Source organism: Nonomuraea sp. NPDC050663 (assembly GCF_044456985.1).
In the GTDB taxonomy this organism is placed as follows: Bacteria; Actinomycetota; Actinomycetes; order Streptosporangiales; family Streptosporangiaceae; genus Nonomuraea.
Window position 1 is genome coordinate 183,017 of sequence record NZ_JBITGL010000011.1, and the last position, 18,290, is coordinate 201,306.

General features: G+C 70.8%; 20 protein-coding genes. 8 read left to right on the forward strand and 12 right to left on the reverse strand.

From position 1 onward, the window contains the following. Positions 1-2: 2 nt before the first annotated feature. Genes ACIBH1_RS31365 through ACIBH1_RS31380 form a run of 4 tightly spaced genes read right to left on the reverse strand, consistent with a single transcriptional unit; the run spans position 3 to position 3,204 of the window. Positions 3-362: a hypothetical protein gene (locus ACIBH1_RS31365; protein ID WP_397317567.1), complete on the reverse strand. Its 360-nt coding sequence runs from the start codon at positions 360-362 to the stop codon at positions 3-5. After that, positions 359-1,210, reverse strand: coding sequence for an extradiol ring-cleavage dioxygenase (locus ACIBH1_RS31370; protein WP_397317568.1), 852 nt, complete (start codon positions 1,208-1,210; stop codon positions 359-361). The genes ACIBH1_RS31365 and ACIBH1_RS31370 overlap by 4 nt, the downstream gene beginning before the upstream one ends. After that, positions 1,203-2,003 carry a citryl-CoA lyase gene (locus ACIBH1_RS31375; RefSeq protein ID WP_397317569.1) on the reverse strand — a complete coding sequence of 267 codons (801 nt, stop codon included), beginning with the start codon at positions 2,001-2,003 and terminating at the stop codon, positions 1,203-1,205. The genes ACIBH1_RS31370 and ACIBH1_RS31375 overlap by 8 nt, the downstream gene beginning before the upstream one ends. Next, on the reverse strand, positions 1,996-3,204 hold the full coding sequence (locus ACIBH1_RS31380) for a CaiB/BaiF CoA transferase family protein (RefSeq protein WP_397317570.1): 1,209 nt from the start codon (positions 3,202-3,204) through the stop codon (positions 1,996-1,998). The genes ACIBH1_RS31375 and ACIBH1_RS31380 overlap by 8 nt, the downstream gene beginning before the upstream one ends. Before the next feature lie 112 nt (positions 3,205-3,316). Between ACIBH1_RS31380 and ACIBH1_RS31385 the strand changes: the two genes are divergently transcribed. After that, a complete protein-coding gene (locus ACIBH1_RS31385; RefSeq protein WP_397317571.1) occupies positions 3,317-4,762 on the forward strand; it encodes an amidohydrolase family protein in 1,446 nt (481 codons plus the stop codon). A gap of 10 nt (positions 4,763-4,772) precedes the next feature. Further along, entirely contained in the window at positions 4,773-5,573 is an 801-nt protein-coding gene (locus ACIBH1_RS31390; RefSeq protein ID WP_397317572.1) for an IclR family transcriptional regulator C-terminal domain-containing protein, read from the forward strand. Here ACIBH1_RS31390 and ACIBH1_RS31395 read toward each other — a convergent pair. Genes ACIBH1_RS31395 through ACIBH1_RS31405 form a run of 3 tightly spaced genes read right to left on the reverse strand, consistent with a single transcriptional unit; the run spans position 5,570 to position 8,539 of the window. Continuing rightward, positions 5,570-7,075, reverse strand: coding sequence for a tripartite tricarboxylate transporter permease (locus ACIBH1_RS31395; protein WP_397317573.1), 1,506 nt, complete (start codon positions 7,073-7,075; stop codon positions 5,570-5,572). The genes ACIBH1_RS31390 and ACIBH1_RS31395 overlap by 4 nt on opposite strands. 1 nt (position 7,076) lies before the next feature. Continuing rightward, the gene (locus ACIBH1_RS31400) at positions 7,077-7,529 is read right to left on the reverse strand and encodes a tripartite tricarboxylate transporter TctB family protein (RefSeq protein ID WP_397317574.1); all 453 of its coding nucleotides are present in this window, start codon (positions 7,527-7,529) and stop codon (positions 7,077-7,079) included. Further along, positions 7,526-8,539 (reverse strand): tripartite tricarboxylate transporter substrate-binding protein, encoded by a 1,014-nt coding sequence (locus tag ACIBH1_RS31405; protein WP_397317575.1) that lies wholly within the window; start codon positions 8,537-8,539, stop codon positions 7,526-7,528. The genes ACIBH1_RS31400 and ACIBH1_RS31405 overlap by 4 nt, the downstream gene beginning before the upstream one ends. Before the next feature lie 124 nt (positions 8,540-8,663). On the opposite strand from ACIBH1_RS31405, the gene ACIBH1_RS31410 reads away from it, so the two are divergent. Together ACIBH1_RS31410 and ACIBH1_RS31415 are read left to right on the forward strand one after the other, a co-directional pair. Then, positions 8,664-9,326 (forward strand): response regulator transcription factor, encoded by a 663-nt coding sequence (locus ACIBH1_RS31410; RefSeq protein ID WP_397317576.1) that lies wholly within the window; start codon positions 8,664-8,666, stop codon positions 9,324-9,326. Then, entirely contained in the window at positions 9,316-10,776 is a 1,461-nt protein-coding gene (locus ACIBH1_RS31415) for an ATP-binding protein (protein WP_397317577.1), read from the forward strand. The genes ACIBH1_RS31410 and ACIBH1_RS31415 overlap by 11 nt, the downstream gene beginning before the upstream one ends. Here ACIBH1_RS31415 and ACIBH1_RS31420 read toward each other — a convergent pair. Both ACIBH1_RS31420 and ACIBH1_RS31425 read right to left on the reverse strand, forming a co-directional pair. After that, positions 10,694-11,653, reverse strand: coding sequence for a TAXI family TRAP transporter solute-binding subunit (locus ACIBH1_RS31420; protein ID WP_397317578.1), 960 nt, complete (start codon positions 11,651-11,653; stop codon positions 10,694-10,696). The genes ACIBH1_RS31415 and ACIBH1_RS31420 overlap by 83 nt on opposite strands. A gap of 17 nt (positions 11,654-11,670) precedes the next feature. Next, on the reverse strand, positions 11,671-12,540 hold the full coding sequence (locus tag ACIBH1_RS31425) for a hypothetical protein (protein WP_397317579.1): 870 nt from the start codon (positions 12,538-12,540) through the stop codon (positions 11,671-11,673). A 149-nt stretch (positions 12,541-12,689) separates the two neighbouring features. Here ACIBH1_RS31425 and ACIBH1_RS31430 point away from each other — a divergent pair, with 149 nt between their 5' ends. From ACIBH1_RS31430 to ACIBH1_RS31440, 3 genes are read left to right on the forward strand one after another with little or no spacing between them, the layout of a single operon-like run. Further along, entirely contained in the window at positions 12,690-13,391 is a 702-nt protein-coding gene (locus tag ACIBH1_RS31430; protein WP_397317580.1) for a flavodoxin family protein, read from the forward strand. Positions 13,392-13,424: 33 nt separating this feature from the next. Next, positions 13,425-14,039, forward strand: a complete 615-nt coding sequence (locus tag ACIBH1_RS31435) for an RNA polymerase sigma factor (RefSeq protein WP_397317581.1) — start codon at positions 13,425-13,427, stop codon at positions 14,037-14,039. Positions 14,040-14,053: 14 nt separating this feature from the next. Continuing rightward, positions 14,054-14,266, forward strand: coding sequence for an anti-sigma factor family protein (locus tag ACIBH1_RS31440; protein WP_397317582.1), 213 nt, complete (start codon positions 14,054-14,056; stop codon positions 14,264-14,266). Here the strand turns inward: ACIBH1_RS31440 and ACIBH1_RS31445 are convergent. From ACIBH1_RS31445 to ACIBH1_RS31455, 3 genes are read right to left on the reverse strand one after another with little or no spacing between them, the layout of a single operon-like run. After that, complete coding sequence (locus ACIBH1_RS31445; protein ID WP_397317583.1) at positions 14,263-15,342, reverse strand: sensor histidine kinase; 1,080 nt, start codon at positions 15,340-15,342, stop codon at positions 14,263-14,265. The two genes, ACIBH1_RS31440 and ACIBH1_RS31445, sit on opposite strands and share 4 nt — an antisense overlap. Continuing rightward, complete coding sequence (locus tag ACIBH1_RS31450; RefSeq protein WP_397317584.1) at positions 15,339-16,022, reverse strand: response regulator; 684 nt, start codon at positions 16,020-16,022, stop codon at positions 15,339-15,341. Before ACIBH1_RS31450 ends, ACIBH1_RS31445 begins: the two co-directional genes overlap by 4 nt. A gap of 27 nt (positions 16,023-16,049) precedes the next feature. After that, positions 16,050-17,795 (reverse strand): hypothetical protein, encoded by a 1,746-nt coding sequence (locus ACIBH1_RS31455; protein WP_397317585.1) that lies wholly within the window; start codon positions 17,793-17,795, stop codon positions 16,050-16,052. Between the two features lie 145 nt (positions 17,796-17,940). On the opposite strand from ACIBH1_RS31455, the gene ACIBH1_RS31460 reads away from it, so the two are divergent. Beyond that, entirely contained in the window at positions 17,941-18,237 is a 297-nt protein-coding gene (locus tag ACIBH1_RS31460) for a trypco2 family protein (RefSeq protein ID WP_397317586.1), read from the forward strand. Positions 18,238-18,290: the final 53 nt, after the last annotated feature.

An 18,290-nucleotide genomic window follows, 5' to 3' on the forward strand; every position in this document is an offset into this window, starting at 1 on the left:
GTCTAGGTGGCGATGTCCGGATAAGGCAGGCCGAAGCGTGCCAGCCGCTGCGCGTACTCCAGCTGGAACCCCAGCGGCGGGTGGTCACGCTCGAACACGGCGATGAACAACGTCAGCGTGAGGAACGGATGCGCCCCCAGCTCGAACAGCGTCGGGTAGTCGTGCGAGGCCAGCGCCTCACGTTCGACGTCGTCGAACTGCAGCCAGGTGGACGACTCCATCTCCGGGCAGTTGAGCAGCCGGTTGGCCTGCGTCTCCTCCCACCACTGCACGGTGGCGGCGGGGTCGTCGCGGTACCTCTCGACCAGTTCGGGGTCACGGTCGACGGTGAACAGGAACTTGTTCAGAAGGTATTTGCTCATCTCGGATACCAGGTGAAGTAGGCCTCCATGGTGTGGAACAGGTCGTACGTGTCGACGTAGTCCGCCTTCACGCCCTCCCCGGCCACGCCCATCATCAGCATGAAGTCCATGAACCCGTGGGTGGCGTTGCCCGGCAGGTGCAGGCTGTCGAGGGTGACCTCGGACAGGCAGCCGTCGAGGTCGCCCGTGGCGATCCACTCCACGGCCTTGCGGTCGAACTCGGGGTCGGGCCCGTGCGGGCCGAACTGGCGTGGTCCGCCCAGTTCGAGCGACAGGTGGCCGGTGCCGATGACGGCGACCCGCTTGTCGGACGGCCACGACTCGACCAGCTCCCTGATCAGCTTGCCGAGCTGGACGAACCGCCGGGGGCGCGGCAGGGGCGGGGCGAAGATGTTGGTGTAGACGGGCACGATCGGCAGGTCGTTCTGCGGGCGCAGGGTGATGATCGGGCAGGTGATGGAGTGGTCGATGCGCAGCTCATTGGAGAAGGCCAGGTCGAAGCCGGCGTCGAGGCCTTCGCGCAGCAGGTGGGCCGACAGGTCCTCCTGCCCGGCCATCACCATGCGCGGCAGGCCGAACTCGCGTTCCTCGTTGTACCAGTTGGCGTCGTAGTGGGGCGCCTTGCCGATGAGGAACTGCGGCATGTTGTCGAGCCATAACTGGTGGAAGTGGTCGGAGCCGACCATGACCAGCACGTCGGGCCTGGCCCTGGTCAGGGTCTCGCGGAAGGCCAGCACCTTGCGCACCCACTCGTCGGCGAACGGCGGGCGCTCCTGCCCGGTGGAGATGCTGGCGCGGTAGTAGAACGGGTGGTGGGTGGACGCGATGACCGCGACCAGTTCAGCCATACGAGCCTCCGGGGCCTCCAGGGGGGACGGAGCGGTGGTTCAGGTCCACGGACAGGAAGATCTCGTTGGCCACGGGGCGGTGCAGTTCCTCGGCTAGCTGGCCGATGAGCCCCGCCGTACGGGCCAGCAGGGCGAAGCCGCGCAGGAGCTCCAGGGGTAGCCCCAGGTCGGCCAGGGCGGCGCCGCAGACGCCCGCGCCGTTGAGCGGCAGCGTCTTGCCGAGCAGCCGGGGGTGCACGCGTCCGATGGCGGCGAACAGCGACAGGTGCGGGCCGAACAGGCCTTCCTCGGCGGCGATCCGCATCAGGCGCGGGGTGCGCGGGTCGCCGTCCTTGTGCAGGTGGTGGCCGAGTCCCGGGATTCTGGCGCCGCCCTGGGCGCGCAGGACGTCGCGGGCCAGCGTGTCCCAGGCGGTGTCGTCGGCGGGCAGCGGGTCGGGCAGGTGCCGGTGCAGGAAGCGGGCGCTGTCCTCGGTGACGCCGAGGAAGCGTGAGCCGCCGCCGAGCAGCCCGGCGGCGAGCGCGCCCTGCACGGAGTCGGGGGCCGACAGGTAGGTCAGGCGGGTGACGATGGCGGTCGGGGTGAAGCCGTGGTCGGCGAGGGCGGCCAGGACGGCCTCGAAGACGCGGGTCTCGCCGGTGGTGGGCCTGCGCTGGGCGGCCAGCCAGAAGGCGAGCTCGCCGAAGCCGACCTTGCCCATGATGTCGCCGGCGAGGTCGGCGCCGAGCAGCGTGATCGTTTCCGGGGTGGAGGCGCCCAGGGCGGTGGGGTAGCCGTCGGGGTGTTCAGCCATGGCCGTCCTCCGGGGCGCCGGGGGCGGGGCGCCTACCGGAGACAGGGTGCGTGCCGGTTCCTGGGTGCGTGCCGTGCTCTTCGCCGGCCAGCCATCGCCGCAGCTCCGCGCCGTGCTCGTCGAGCTCGGGCGGCGGGAGCGTGTAGTCGACGGGCGTCTCGCTGAAGCGGATCGGGTGGCGCGTGGTCGGCACGCCGCCCACCTCGACGATCGGGTCGAGCCCGAACCTCTCGGCCATGGCGAACCCGCCGTCGATGGTCTGGATCGGCCCGCACGGCACCCCGGCCTTGACCAGCAGGTCGAACCATTCGACGGCGCCGCGCTCGGCCAGCCGCTCCTCCAGGAGGGGCCGCAGGGCGGCGCGGTTGGCGGTGCGTCCGACGTTCGTGGCGAACCGCTCGTCATCGGCGACCTCGGGGATGCCGAGCACCTCGCAGAGCTTGCGGAACTGCCCGTCGTTGGCCGCCGCGACGATGATCTCGTCGTCTGCGGTCGGCAGCGGTTCGTACGGGAAGACGCTGGGGTGGGCGTTGCCCATCCGGTACGGCACGACGCCGCCGGAAACGTAGGCGGAGCTGTGGTTGACCAGCCCGGTGAGCGCCGAGGACAGCAGGTTGATCTCGACGAGCTGCCCGTTCCCTGTCGTCTCGCGGTGCCGTAGCGCCGCCAGGATGCCGATGACGGCGTGGTTGCCGGCCATCACGTCGAAGACCGAGATCCCCGACCTGTACGGCGGGCCGTCGGCGTCGCCGGTGAGGCTCATCAGCCCCGACATCGCCTGCACCATGAGGTCGTATCCCGGCACGTGGCGCCCGGCTCCGGAGCCGAATCCGGTGATGGAGGTGTACACGATGGCCGGGTTGGCGGCACGCACGCTGTCGTAGTCGAGCCCGAAGCGGGCCAGCCCGCCGGGCTTGAAGTTCTCCACCATCACGTCGGCGCGCCCGGCCAGTTCCCTGGCGGCCCGGAGGTCGGCCTCCTCGCGCAGGTCGAGCGCGATGGAGCGCTTGCCGCGGTTGACGCCCAGGTAGTAGGTCGAGGTCTGGCCGCGCACCGGCGGCATCCACCCGCGGGTGTCGTCGCCGCGCGGGCCCTCGACCTTGACGACGTCGGCGCCGAGGTCGGCCAGGAGCATCGTGGCGTACGGCCCGGCCAGGATCCGGGAGAAGTCGGCCACCAGCACGCCGGACAGCGGTCCCATGTCCCTCCATGCGGTCGTAGAACGGACATATGTCCGCCATGGTAACGCGTTGACACGAGCGCGTCTCCACCTCAGATTGACCGTATAGCGGACAAGTGACCGGAGGTAGCCGATGAACGACAGGACCCCCTTCCAGCCCGGCCGCCCGGTGGTCCTGCGCGGCGGCACGGTGCTGCCGATGGACGACGGCCGCCGGGTGCTCAGCCGTACCGACGTCCTGGTCGTCGACGACCGCATCGCGGCCGTCGGCCCCGCCCTGGAGGCGCCCGACGGCGCGCTGGAGATCGACGCCACCGGCGGCATCGTCATGCCCGGCATGATCGACACCCACCGCCACATGTGGCAGACCGTCATGCGCGGCTACGGCGCCGACTGGACCCTCACCCAGTACTTCGTCTGGAACTACCTGGAGTACGGCAGGCTGTTCCGCCCGGAGGACATCCACGCCGGCAACGTCCTGGCCGCCCTGGAGGCGCTCGAAGCGGGCGTCACCACGGTCGTCGACTGGTCGCACAACCTGCAGACCGCCGAGCACGCCGACGCCGCGGCCGACGCCCTCCAGTCGGTGCCCGGCCGGTTCGTCCTGGCCTACGGCAACATCCAGCAGGCCCCCGCCGAGTGGGCGACCTCGGCCGCCTTCCGAGACTTCGTCGCCCGCCGCATCACCGGCGACGACCTGCTCGGATTCCAGCTCGCCTTCGACGTGCTCGGCGACCCCGCCTTCCCGGAGAAGCCCGCCTTCGACGTGGCCCGCGAGCTGGGCGCCCCGGTCACCACCCACGCCGGGGTCTGGGGCGCCACCAGCGACGCGGGCATCCAGCTGATGTACGACCACGGCTTCATGACGCCCCAGACCGTCTACGTGCACGCCGCCTCGCTGTCGACCGACTCCTACCACCGCATCGCCGCCACCGGCGGATCCGTCTCGGTGTCCACCGAGAGCGAGCAGAGCGCCGGCCAGGGATACCCGCCCACCTGGCGTATCCGCTCGCACGGCATCCCCGTCTCGTTGTCGATGGACACCAGCGTCTGGTGGAGCGGCGACCTGTTCTCGGCCATGCGCGCCACCCTGAGCGCCGACCGCTCCCGCGAGCACCTGGAGGCCCACGCCACCGGCGGCACCGTCACCCACGCGGGGCTGCGCGCCGACCAGGTCGTGGAATGGGCGACCAGGGGCGGCGCGCAGGCCATCGGCCGCCCCGACCTCGGACGGCTGGAGCCGGGCTACAAGGCCGACCTCGTCCTCATCAAGAACGACCACTCACCCGTGAGCTTCCCGCTGCACCATCCGTACGGCCACGTCGTCTTCCAGGCGCAGCGCGGCGACGTGCACACCGTGATCGTCAACGGCCGCGTGGTCAAGCACGAGCACCGGCTGGTCGGGGCCGACCTCGACGCGGCCAGGCGCGCGGCCGAGCGGTCGGTGGAGCACCTGCGCTCGACCATGGGCCAGGAGGCCTGGGAGCGCGGGATGAACCCCGACGTGCCCGAATCCAAGATCCTCGACAACCCGTACACCTACACCGACTACAGCAGTGCCGACACCCACAGCCTCTAGAGTCTGAGCCATGGCACGCGGCGACACTGGACCCGACTTCATCGAGGCACTGGCACGAGGTCTCGAGGTCATCCGGGCGTTCCAGCCGGGACGCCCGGTGATGACCCTCACCGAGGTCGCCACCGCCACGGGCCTGGCCAGGCCGACCGCCCGGCGCATCCTGCTGACGCTGACCGAGATGGGCTACGCCAGGACCGAGCGGGGCGGCTTCGCGCTCACGCCCCGCGTGCTCGAACTCGGCGTGTCCTACGTGCGCTCGATGGGGCTGTGGGAGGTGGCCAGGCCGCACCTCGAACGGCTGGTGGCCACGACCAGCGAATCCTGCTCGATCGCCCAGCTCGACGGCTCCGACATCGTCTACGTGGCGCGTGTCGCCGTCCCCAAGATCGTGACGCTGTCGGTGCAGATCGGGACCCGCTTCCCGGCCCTGCAGACCTCGCTGGGCAAGGTCCTGCTGGCCGCGCTGCCGCCCGCCGAGGTCGACCTGGTGCTGGCCGAGCCGAGCCGATCGGGCATCGAGCCACGGTGGCGGCCCTCGGCGGGCGAACGGGAAGCGGCGCTGCGTGCCGTACGGGCCAGGGGGTGGGCGGTGACCGACGAGGAGCTGGCGCTCGGCATCCGGTCGGTCGCCGCCCCTCTGCGCGACGGCCTCGGCAACGTGATCGCGGCCGTCAACGTCAACGCCCACGCGGCCGAGACGACGGTCGAGAAGCTGACCGAGGAGCACCTGCCCGTCCTGCTGTCGACGGCCGCGGCGATCAGCGCCGACTGGGCCCTGTACGAAGCGGTGCCGCACGTCACCGCCTCCTAGTCGTCCTCCGTGAACACCACCTCGCGGCGCTTGCGGATCGCCGGCAGGACGGCGAGCACGAGGGCGCCGGCGGCCAGCGCCAGCAGGACCGCCGACAGGGGCCGGGTCAGGAAGACCGTCGCGTCGCCACGCGAGATGATCATCGCGCGGCGCAGGTTCTCCTCGATGAGCGGCCCGAGGACGAACCCGAGCAGCAGCGGCGCGGGCTCGCACCCGCACTTGATCAGGATGTATCCCAGCAGCCCGAAGAAGACGATCGCGTAGACGTCGAAGGCGTTGAACCCGAGCGAGTAGGTGCCGATCGCGGCGAACAGGATGATCATCGGGAACAGCACCTGGTACGGGATGCGCAGCATGCGCACCCAGATGCCGATCAGCGGCAGGTTGAGCAGCACCAGCAGCACGTTGCCGATCCACATCGACGCGATCAGGCCCCAGAACAGCGCGGGCTCGTCGGTGATGACGTTCGGTCCCGGGGTGATGCCGTGCACGATGAACGCGCCGACCATCAGCGCCATCACCGGGTGGGCGGGCAGGCCCAGGGTGAGCAGCGGGATGAACGAGGTCTGGGCGGCGGCGTTGTTGGCCGACTCGGGGCCCGCCACGCCCTCGATCGCGCCGTGCCCGAACTCCTGCTGCCGCTTGGAGACCCGCTTCTCGACGGCGTAGGAGGTGAACGAGGCGAGCACGTGGCCGCCGCCGGGCAGCACGCCGAGCGCGGAGCCGAGCACGGTGCCGCGCGCGATCGGCGCGACGATCCTGCGCCGGTCCTCGCGGGTGGGCCAGAGGTTGCGCACCTTGCTCACCAGGGCCGTGCGGGCGGCCTCGTTCTCCAGGTTGCGCAGGATCTCGGCCACGCCGAACATGCCCACCGCGACGGAGACGAAGTCGATGCCGCCGTACAGCTCGCGCTGGTCGAAGGTGAAGCGGGGCTCGCCGGTGTAGAGGTCCTGGCCGACGGTGCCGAGCAGCACGCCGAGCGCGATCATCGCCAGCGCCTTCAGCGTGGAGCCGCGTGCCAGCGCGATCGAGACGATCAGGCCGAACAGCACCAGCGAGAAGTACTCCGCCGGGCCGAACTGCAGCGCGACGCGGGCCAGGGGAGGGGCGGCGACGGCCAGGACGACGGTGGCGACGGTTCCGGCGATGAACGAGCCGATCGCCGCCGCGGCCAGCGCGGCTCCCGCCCTGCCCTGCCTGGCCATCTCGTGCCCGTCGAGCGCGGTGACGGCCGCCGACGACTCGCCCGGCAGGTTGATCAGGATGGCGGTGGTGGAGCCGCCGTACTGGGCGCCGTAGTAGATGCCCGCCAGCATGATCAGCGCGGTGACCGGCTCGAAGTTGAACGTGATCGGCAGCAGCATCGCCACGGTCGCCGTCGGCCCGATGCCGGGCAGCACGCCGACCATCGTGCCGAGCAGCACGCCGATGAAGCAGTAGACGACGTTCTCGAGCAGCAGGGCGGTGGAGAACCCCAGAGCGAGGTTGTCGAGAAGATCCATGTCACAACCCCAGCCAGGGACCGAACAGCGGGATGCGCAGCTGCAGCCCGACGACGAAGATCAGCGTGGCGGCCACGGTCAGCCCGCCGGTCACGGCCAGCGCCGCGAGCAGCCGCACGCGCGTGCTGGCCAGCGTGGTGAGCAGGGTGGTCACCGCCGAGGCGGGCACGAAGCCCAGGCCGCGCACGGTGAAGCCGAAGAACAGCAGCGCCGCCACGATGGCGGCGACGGCGCGCCAGGGGATCGGCCCGAACTCGGCCACCTCGCCGGCGACGAGCCCCTTGACGGCGATGGCCAGGCCGAGCACGGCCACGATCGCGCCCACGAGCAGGGGGAAGGCGCCGGGGCCCATCCGCAGCGGGGTGCCCAGCTCGTAGTCGAGCGACCCCACCACGAACGCGCCGCCGATCAGGACGAAGATCCCGCCGGCGACGAGATCCGGAACGGATTTCACTGGGCCTTGACCCCGGCGTCGGCGATGACCTTGCCCCAGACTCCGAGCTGCTCCTCGAGCTTCTTCTTGTGCGCCTCGGGGGTGGCGTCCTCGGCCTTGACCGGCGCGGTGCCGAGCTTGGCCATCTGGTCGACGACCTTCTGGTCGGCCAGGGCGGTCTTCAGGGCGTCGGTCAGCTTGGCGACGACGTCCTGCGGCGTGCCCTTCGGGACGTACAGGCCGTGCCAGACGCTGACCTCCATGCCGGGCAGTCCCGCCTCGGCGGTGGTGGGCAGGTCGGGCAGGCTCTTGACGCGCTCGGGGGTGGTGACCGCGTAGGCCTTGATCTCACCGGCGGAGATCTGGCCGCTGGTGTTGGTGGTCTGGTCGCACATGAAGTCGACCTGGCCGCCGACCAGGTCGGTCAGCGCGGGGCCGGTGCCCTTGTACGGCACCTCCTGGAGCTTGACGCCGGTGGCGGTCTGGAACAGCAGGCCGCACAGGTGCGAGGCGGCGCCGACGCCGGCGTTGGCCAGGGTGACCTTGGCGGAGTTGGCCTTCACGTAGGTCACCAGGTCCTGGAGCGTGGCGGGCTCGAAGTCCTTGCGTGCCACGATCGTCATGGGCACCTCGGTGACCAGGCCGATCATCTCGAAGCTCTCCAGCGGCTTGTAGCCGAGGTTGGAGTAGAGGGCGGGCGCCGTCGACATGCCGATGTGGTGCATGAGCACGGTGTAGCCGTCGGGGTTGGCGTTGGCGACCTCGCCCGCGCCGACCGTGCCGCCCGCGCCCTCGACGTTCTGGACGACGATCTTGCCGCCGAGCTTGGCGGCCATCGGCTCGGCGATCATCCGGGTGACGGTGTCGGTCGGTCCGCCCGCGCTGAAGGGGACGACGATGGTGATGTTCTGCTCCGGATAGGCGCCGGCGCCCGCTTGTGGGGCGCCGCCTCCTCCGTTGCCGCCGCAGGCCGCGGCGAGGGACAGGACGCCGATCGCGGCGATCATCCGGAATGTGCGGGGGGTTGTCATGTCCCGGCCTCCTCATCAGGGCAGGGGCCCAGTGTGGGCTTGCGGTGACCCCGATGGTGTCAAAAGAATCCCAAGAAATTTGGGGGTAACACAAACATCGGACATACCCGTACAATCCGCCGGTATGCGGATCACCATCATCGAGGATGACGACCGCGTGGCGCGGGCGCTGGTCACCGTTCTGACCCAGTCCGGGTTCGAGGTCAACCGCATGGCCACCGCGGCGGAAGCCGTACGAGCCGAACCCTCCGACGTGGTCCTCGTCGACCTGGGCCTGCCCGACGGCGACGGGCTCGACCTGATCCGCAGGCTGCGCGACCGTCCGGAGACCGCCGTCATCGCCGTGACCGCGCGCTCCGAGGAACACGAGCGGGTGCGCGGCCTACGCGCCGGAGCCGACGACTACATCGTCAAGCCGTTCGGCATCCCCGAACTGCTGGCGCGGATCGAGGCCGTGCTGCGCCGTACGCGGGCCCACCGGGCCCTGCGCCCCGAGGACGAGCCGCTGGTGCTCGGACCGATGCGGATCGTCGTCGGCACCCGCGAGGTCACCGTCGGCGGAGCCGACGTGACGCTGACCCGCAAGGAGTTCGAGCTGCTCCTGCTGCTGGCCAGGCGCTCGCCGAACGTGGTGAGCCGCGAGGCCATCCTCGACCAGGTCTGGGGCGCCGCCTGGGAGGCGTCGAGCCGCACCCTCGACACCCACATCGCGGCGGTACGGCACAAGCTCGGGCCGCAGGTGCCCATCCGCACGGTTCACGGAGTCGGTTACCGACTTGCACCGTAGATTGCTCGTCGTCCTGGTGCCCCTCGCGGTGCTGCTCGTCGCGGCGCTCGGAGTCCCCCTGAGCATCACGGTGGGCGAGCGCGAGATGCAAGAGACCTACGTCGACCGGCTCAACGACGTCGGCAGGTTCGCCTCGCTGACCGAGACCGCGCTGTCGACCGGCAGGACCGAGGCGCTCCAGCAGGAGCTGACGCGCTACCACTCGCTGTACGGCATCCCGGTCGCGGTGATCGACACATCGGGCGCCGTCCTGCTCGGGCCCACCGGCGCCTACCAGCAGGCGGCGCGCGCCGAGCCCGCCCTGCCGCGGATCGTCACCGCTGCGCTGGCCGGCACCCGGTCGGAGCCCTCATGGGAGTGGGCGCCGTGGGACGACGCCGCCCTCGTCGTCGCCGAGCCGGTGGGCCGCGACAGCGAGGTCGTCGGCGCCGTTGTGTCGATCTCCGACCTGTCCGAGACCCGCCGCCGCATCCTCGTGCGCTGGGCCCAGCTCGCCGGGCTCGGGCTGCTGCCGCTCGTCGGGCTGATGGCCGTCGCCTGGCCGGTGTCGGCGTGGGTGATCCGCCCGGTGCGCGAACTCGACGCGGCCAGCTCGCGCATCTCCCAGGGCGACCTCACCATCCGGGCCGACGCCGAGAACGGCCCGGTCGAGCTGCGACGCCTGGCGGGCTCGTTCAACATCATGATGGACGCCGTCGAGAACGCCGTGCAGCGGCAGCGCGCCTTCGTCTCCGACGCCTCCCACCAGCTGCGCAACCCGCTGACCAGCCTGCGGCTGGCCGTCGAGAGCCTGGAACCGCACCTGCGTCCTGGCGACGACGGGCGGCAGATGTTCGACGTCGCGGTCGACGAGCTCAAGGCCATGCAGCGCATGCTCAACTCGCTGCAGGCCAGCGCCAGGATGGAGAGCATCCGCACGGCCTCGCCCGTCGACCTCGACCAGGTGCTGGCCACCCGCGTCGAACGATGGCGGGCTCTGACCGGTACGGCGGGGCAGAGGCTCGACGTCGACGTGCCCGCGGGACTGCGGGTGCAGGAACCCTCAGGCGGCCTGGGCAGCATCCTCGACGAGCTGATCAGCAACGCGCTGCGGCTGTCGGGCGCGCGTCTGGTCGAGGTCAGCGCCCGGGCCGCCGGCGGCGTGGTCACCATCGCGGTCCGCGACGACGGCCAGGGACTCGACGAGGCCGAGCGCGCGCAGGCGCTGCGCAGGTTCTGGCGTTCGCCCAGACACCAGAACGTGCCGGGCACCGGCCTCGGCCTGGCGATCTGCGCCGACCTGATCGGGACGGCCGGGGGAGTGCTGCGGCTGGAGGACGGCCTGCCGCGCCCCGATGGTCACGGCTTCGCCGCGGTGTTCACGCTGCCTATCGCTTCCGATCACGAAACCACGACGCCGCCCCTGGATGCAGGGCGATCGGGCCGGTGGAGATCCCCGTCCGCACGTTGATGTGCCACGCCTCCGGCAGCGCCTCCGCCCCGCCCCGCCCGGCGGAGGTGATCGTGCGGGTGTGCGTGAAGATCGTGTCGGTGATCGCGTAGACGAGCTCGGCGGGCAGGTCGTCGCGCACCAGCAGCAGGTTCGGCACCGCGACGGTCCTGGTGGCGGGAACCCCGGCGTAGGCCGTCGCCGGGATCGTGGCGGGAGCGTACGGCCCGGCGAACTGCTCGAACAGCTTGGCCGCCTGCGCGACCAGAGGGATGATCCGCACCGGATGCTGCCTGGCCAGCTCCGTGATGGCCGGGGTCGGCACGCCCGTGAGGGAGAACATCGCGTCGATCTCCCCGTCGCGCAGCGCCGCCGCCGACTCGGCCTGGCTGAGGTAGCGCCCCTCGGCCTCGATGCCACCGACCTTCAGCACCCGGAGCGAGGTGAACTCGGTCCCCGAGTCGCGCGCGCCCAGCGACACCCGCCTTCCGCGCAGGTCGGCGAACTCCTCGACCGGCGAACCCGCCATGACCACCAGGTGCAGGTGGCTGTCGTACAACCGGCACACCGCCGACAGGCCGGCCGGCACGCTGCCGTCGTCGGCCGTCAGGGCGTCGAGGCTCGACAGGCCCAGGTGCACCTCGCCCGCCATGAGCTTGCGGATGTTGTCGGTGGCCGCCCTGCTCGGGACGGTGACCACCGTGGCGCCCGGCACCTGGGCGGTGATGTGCGCGGCCAGCGACCCGCCGATGCGGCGGTAGACGGCGCCCTCCGGGCCGGTGGCCAGCCTCAGCCGGACCTGGTCGACCTCGGCGGGACGCGAGCAACCGGCCAGCAGCCCACCGGCGGCGACGAGCAGCGCGCGCCTGGTGGGCTGTCGTCCGGGGGTGGCGACCATGCCGGAGATGATACGGATCAGACGGCGCAGACGGCTTGGGCCCTCACGTACCAGGTGTTGGTCTGCCCGGGGGTGGTGCGCGCGGCACGCACCAGGGTCGTGCGAGGCTCGATCGAGCTCAGCACGTACAGGTGGGTGTCACCGGCCGTGCTGGGGATGATCAGGCCGCCGCTGCCGTGCACGGTGGTGCCTTCGGGGCAGCTGACCTGGGCGACGCTGTCGGACGAGCCGCCGGACGAAGCCTGCTGCTCCACCACGCCGTAGCCGGCCGGCGGGTTGGCGCAGACGACGGTCGCGATCATGTCCCACTGCCCGGCGAACCCGGCCCTGACCTCGGTGCCGATGGCGTAGGCGCCGTCGCGGGCGTTGTTGACCATGGCGCCGAGCAGGGCGACCTGCGGGGTGAGCTCGTCGGGGCCGCGCACCGTGCCGCCGGGTGCCAGGGCACGGCGTCCCGCCGAGCAGGTGGCGGCGGCGGTCTTGGGACTGGCCGAGCTGCCGTCGACGGTGACGCTCCTGATCTCGTAACCGGCGGGCGCCGGGGCGCACAGTGCGCGGACGGCGACGCTCCAGTCGCCGTCGAAGGCGAGGAACTCCTCGGCGATGACGGTGTAGCCGTAGCGGCCGTCGACCACGGAACGGAACGGGGTGGCGGTCCTGAACTTGACCGCGTCGCCGCCGATCGTCTGCAGCGCGGCCCCGCCTCCCACGACGACGGTGCCCGCGGGGCAGAAGGCCCGAGCGGTCTTGCGCGCGGTGGAGTCGCTGAGGGAGCCGGCGGAGACGAGAGTACGGCCGGGCACGGCAGCCGTGGCGGCGGGGGTGGTGACGGCGAGGGACGCCGCGACGAGCAGGACGCATGTGCCGAGGCGAGTGATGAGACCCATGTCGGTGCTCCTTCCGGGGTGGGTGATGCCGCTCATGGGACCATCCGGAATGCGCACGGCCTGTGCACTAGTACGCACAGCCGGTGTGCAGAACTACGGCGTAACGCGAGAAAGCCCTGGTGACACGAACCCTCGAAGGAGGACATGCCATGCCGTACGACGATCTTCATGCCCTGTTCGTGAACTGCACCCTCAAACGAAGCCCGGAACGCAGCCATACCCAGGGGCTCATCGACCTGAGCGCCGGGATCATGGCCAAGCAGGGTGTCCGCGTGGAGGAGATCCGCGCGATCGACCACGACATCGCCACCGGGGTCTGGCCCGACATGACCGAGCACGGTTGGGCCACCGACGCCTGGCCGGAGATCTACGAGCGGGTCATGTCCGCCGACATCCTGGTCGTCGCCGGGCCCATCTGGCTCGGCGACAACAGCTCGGTCACCAAGCGGGTCGTCGAACGGCTCTACGCCTGCTCCTCGATGCTCAACGCGGCCGGGCAGTACGCCTACTACGGCAAGGTCGGCGGCTGCCTGATCACCGGCAACGAGGACGGCGTCAAGCACTGCGCGATGAACATCCTCTACAGCCTGCAGCACCTGGGCTACACCGTGCCGCCGCAGGCCGACGCGGGCTGGATCGGCGAGGCCGGACCCGGGCCCTCCTACCTCGACCCGGGTTCCGGCGGGCCCGACAACGACTTCACCAACCGCAACACGACCTTCATGACCTGGAACCTGCTGCACCTGGCCCGCCTGCTCAAGGACGCGGGCGGCATCCCAGCGCACGGCAACCAGCGCTCGGAGTGGGACGCGGGCTGCAGGTTCGACTTCGAGAACCCGGAACATCGGTGAGCCGGGGGACGATGCCATGAGTGGGAGGGACTCGTGGCATCGTTGCCCGCCGACACCGAGATCGTCGCCGCCTTGCGCGCCGGGGACGAGGTCATGTTCGCCGCCCTCGTCGACGCGTGGTCGCGCAACCTGCTCTGGCTGGCGCGCTCCTACGTCTCCACCGACGCCTCCGCGCAGGAGGTGCTCCAGGACACGTGGCTGGGGGTGCTCCGCGGTCTCGACGGTTTCCAGGGACGTTCGTCGTTCAAGACGTGGGTCCACCGGATCCTGATCAACACCGCCAAGCGGCGAGGGGTCCGCGAGAGCCGTACCGTGCCGTGGAGCAGCATCGACGGCGGGGAGCCCGCGGTCGATCCCGGCCGCTTCCGGCTGGGGCACTGGCGGGAGCCTCCGGCCGCCTGGCCCAGCGCGGAGGGGGAGGCGCTCGTGCGCGAGGCGGGGGAGCAGCTCGCCCGCGCCCTGGCCACGCTGCCGCCGCGGCAGCGCGCGGTGATCGTGCTGCGCGACGCCGAGGGCTACAGCGCGGACGAGGTCTGCGAACTGCTCGGCATCACCGCGGTCAACCAGCGGGTCCTGCTGCACCGGGCCCGCGCCGCGCTGCGCAACCGGGTGGAGAGGTACTTTCTGACCATGGCGGGACGGACATGAGGTGCGCCGAGTTCGTGGAACTCGTGACCGCCTATCTCGACGGAGCGCTGGACGAGAGGTCGCACGCGCGCTTCGAGCGCCACCTGCGCCGGTGCGAGGGTTGCGAGCGTTACCTGGAGCAGCTTCGCGCGGTCGGGCCGGCCGTCGGCGCGTTGCCGGCGGAGCCGCTGCCCGACGAGGACCGTGACCGGCTGCTGGCGGCCTTCCGCGACTGGCGCGAAGCCTAGCTCCGAAGATCCGCGGGCTGCGGCAGCCTGATCTCGAAGCGGCAGCCCGGTCCGTCGTTGACGACGCTGATGGTGCCCTCGTGGGCTTCGACGATGCCGCGCGCGATGGCCAGGCCGAGCCCCGCGCCGCCGTCGGAGCCGGGCGTGCGGGCCGACTCGCCCCTGAACGCCACGTCGAACAGCCGCGGCAGATCGGGCTCGGGGATGCCGCCGCAGCCGTCGTCGACCAGCAGCCAGGCGGCGTCGTCGCGGGCGAAGGCGCGCAGCGTGACGACGCCGTCCGACGGGGTGAAGCGGATGGCGTTGACCACCAGGTTGCCCAGCGCGCGGGTGAGCGCCCCGGCGTCGGCCTCGACGGGCACAGGCTCGGCGGAGGCGGCCAGCCGTACGCCCTTGGCGCGGGCGAGCGGCTCGGCCGAGTCCATCGTGTCGGCCACCAGGTCCACCAGCCCGATCCTGGCCCGCGACAACCGCAGCGCGCCCGCGTGGATGCGCGACAGCTCGAACAGGTCGTCGACCATGCCGGACAGCCGCTCGACCTGGACGCGGATCTGCGTGTGGTAACGGCCGACGGTCTCGGGGTCGGTGACGACGCCGTCCTCGATGGCCTCGACCATGGCCCGCATCCCGGCCAGCGGGGTGCGGAGGTCGTGGCTCACCCACGCGACCAGCTCGCGCCGCGCGCCCTCCAGCGCGCGCTCGCGGGCGTACGACTCCTCCAGGCTGTCGGCGATGCCCTGCAGCTCGGCGGGGAGCCCCTTGGGCGCGGTGTAGTCGCTGGCGCTCACGGCCCGCTCCAGCCGCCTGCTCTCGCGCACCACGCGGCGGGCGGCGAAGAAGGCGGCGCCCAGGCCGACCGCCCCGCCCACGGCGATCACGACGAGCACCGTGTTCCCGGCCGGGCCCTCGATGGCCATGCCGACGATCCCGGCCACCACGCCGGACAGGGTGGCCAGGATGGCCACGACCGCGACGACGACCACCATCGAGCGCAGGGTGCGCAGGCGGGACATCGCCGCGATGCCCGCCAGCCCGCCCAGCCCGGCGATGACCGCGACGACGCTCGTGATCGTCATGGCGAGGGCTCGAAGCGGTAGCCGACGCCCCACACCGTGACGATCCGCCTCGGGCTGGTCGGGTCGGGCTCGATCTTCTCCCGCAGCCTGCGCACGTGGACCGTCACCGTCGAGGTGTCGCCGAAGGTCCAGCCCCACACGAGCTTGAGCAGGTCGTCGCGGCTGAAGGCCTGGCGCGGGTTGCGCATCAGGTAGGCCAGCAGGTCGAACTCGCGGGCCGTGAGGGCCAGCGTCTCCTCGCCCAGGCGGGCCTGGCGCGCCCCGACGTCGACGACCAGGTCGCCGTCGCGCAGCACGCCCGTCGCGGGGGCGGCGCCCCTGGCCCTGCGCAGCACCGACTGCACCCGCAACGCCAGCTCGCGAGGGCTGAACGGCTTGACCATGTAATCGTCGGCGCCCGTCTCCAGGCCAGCGATGCGGTCGGTCTCCTCACCGAGCGCCGTCAGCATGATGACCGGCACCGGCCAGCGCTCGCGCAGCTTCTCGCAGACCTTCAGGCCGTCGACCTTCGGCAGCATGAGGTCGAGGATCATCAGGTCGGGCGGGTTGGCCATGGCCCTGCGCAGCGCCTCGGCGCCGTCGCCGACGTGCTCCACCTCGTGGCCGTCGCGCTCCAGGTATCGCGTCACGACCTCGGCGACCGTGAGATCGTCGTCGACGACCAGGATGCGGGTGCTCATCTCTCCACGGTACGACCGGTGGGCACCTCAGTGAGCGCGACGAGCGTTCCGCCGCTCCTCGATGAGCGCGACGAGGGCGCTCTCCAGGTCCGTGCCCCTGGGGACCACTTCGGTGTAGAAACCCGTGAGCTGTCCGGCGAGTTGGCTGTTGAGCCCGCCGCGCCCCACGGCGCCGCCTATCTGGTGACGCGGTACTGCCAGCACGGCACATCGCTCGCGGATGAGCACATTCACAGCGCGCGGTCTGCCCAGCGCGTTCTTGAGGAGGACCTCTCTGTCGGAGGCGTAGGGAATGATCTCCAGCCGTTCTCTCACGTCCGTGTGCCGACGGCGGTTGACCAGCCTGCTGACGGCCCGGATCCGGTCGGCGCCCAGGCCGATGCAGGCCGTCCTGGCGTCCATCCCTGGCTGGGTGGGCGCGACCACGATCTTGCACAGCTGTCCTGGGACCCGCGCGACATCCGTGACGACGACCTGACCGGCCACGATTTCCGGTACGAATCCCGCCAGGGCGCGTACGACGAGGTCAGGGCTGGTGAGGGAGAGCAGGCTCCGTTCCCGGTCCACCACGAGGGCGGTGACGACCTCTCCCTCGGCGAGGTCGAGAGGTTGTCCTGCTTCGCGGGCGGCCCCGCCGGTCTCGGGACGCAGGAGGAAAGCCGGGCGAGGATGGCCGATGCCGGCGTCGTGGATCACGCATTCGTAGCCCTCGGGTCTGCTCGTGCCGACGTGCGCGGTGACGAGGGTGCCGGCCGCAGGTGAGGGGAGAGCGAGATCGGCCCTGCGAAGGCCTTCCTGAGGATGGCGGATGACGCAGTCCAGATCGAGCAGGAATGCCGCGGCCTCGTCCGGGGTGACGGCGAAGGTCTCGCTGGTCAGCCTGACCACGCTGATGGGCCTGTTGTCGCAGCGGATACAGCGGATCTGCTGGTCCCGGACCAGGAGCGAGGGATGGCGGTCACCGTGACGATGGTTGCCGGACCGAGGGCAGCGCCAGAACGCGCCGCCGGCCGGAGGCGTCAAGTGACCTGCTTGGGGGGCGGCTTCCGCATCCTGCGGGAATCCCTCGTCCGCGCCGGGAGGGACGTCGGGGCCGAAGATCGCGGGTGCCGTTCCCAGGCGAGTCAGCACGCTGTCCACAGGCAGCCCGCAGGCCGCCGCCAGCGCCCGAAAAGGAGTCATGTCCTCCCGGGCGCTCACCTGGTCCTGCGGAATGCCGGCGTGCAGTTCCTTACGGCGATCGGCGGCCTGGAAGCGGATCCTCTGGAGGTCGAGCCCCTGGAGCGGGTCGTCCTTCATGGTCGGCGCGGGCTCCAGCCCGGTGGACAGGAACGGGGCGCGACGATGCCGCTTCCTGTCGCGGATGCCGGTGATCCGGGCGAGCGCGATCATGGCGTGCCGGGTGCGAACCGGTGGCACGAACCGGAGACGGGACGCGTGCTCCACCACCGACAGGTGGGCCGGATCGAGGGCGGCGTCCGGTCCGAAGGGGACGTGCGGCATGGTGCCGGGATCGGCTCCGCCGACCTGTGCCCATTCCAGCCGTTCCTCCAGAAACGCATTCCCGGGAAGCACCTGGGATTGCTCGTAGACCGACTGGAGATCAAGCGGCACATCGTGGACCACGACGTCCAACCAACGTCCCACCAGGCCGCACAGAGCCATGTAATACGGGATGCAGGGCATCAGGTCGTCCACATGAAAGGCGACCTTGAAATACAGGTCGACCACCCCCAGCCCGTGGTCGATCAGCGCGTCCAGCGTCGCCTCCACCCAATCATCCGCTTTGTCCGGAAGATAGACGAGTCTCGCCGAATCAACTGATATATCGGAACTAAGTCGTTTAATGATTAATTCGTACTCATTCAGGGGTCGCATGTGCTAAATAATCACATGTCGATCAGGTGAGGAGCCCCGCGTGCCGGAATTATCCGATGTCATCACCGAGTTGAGAGCCGAGATCTCCCGGGCCATGCGCTCGGCCGCCGACCATGACCTGCAGTTCGAGGTCGGCCCCATCGAGCTGGAGGTGACGGTCGCCGTCACCGATGGCAAGAAGGGCGACGGCAAGCTCAAACTCTGGGTCGTGGAAACCGGGGGCGAGTTGAGCAAATCGCAGGCCACCACCCATCGGGTGCTGCTCACCCTCACTCCGACCAGCAGATCGAAGGCGCCGATCAAGGTCACCGGTGCGGCCTTCGAGGACGAATACTGAACCTCTCCCGCGTCGTACAGATTGCGGTCACCGGTCGCGACGGGCGACTCTCA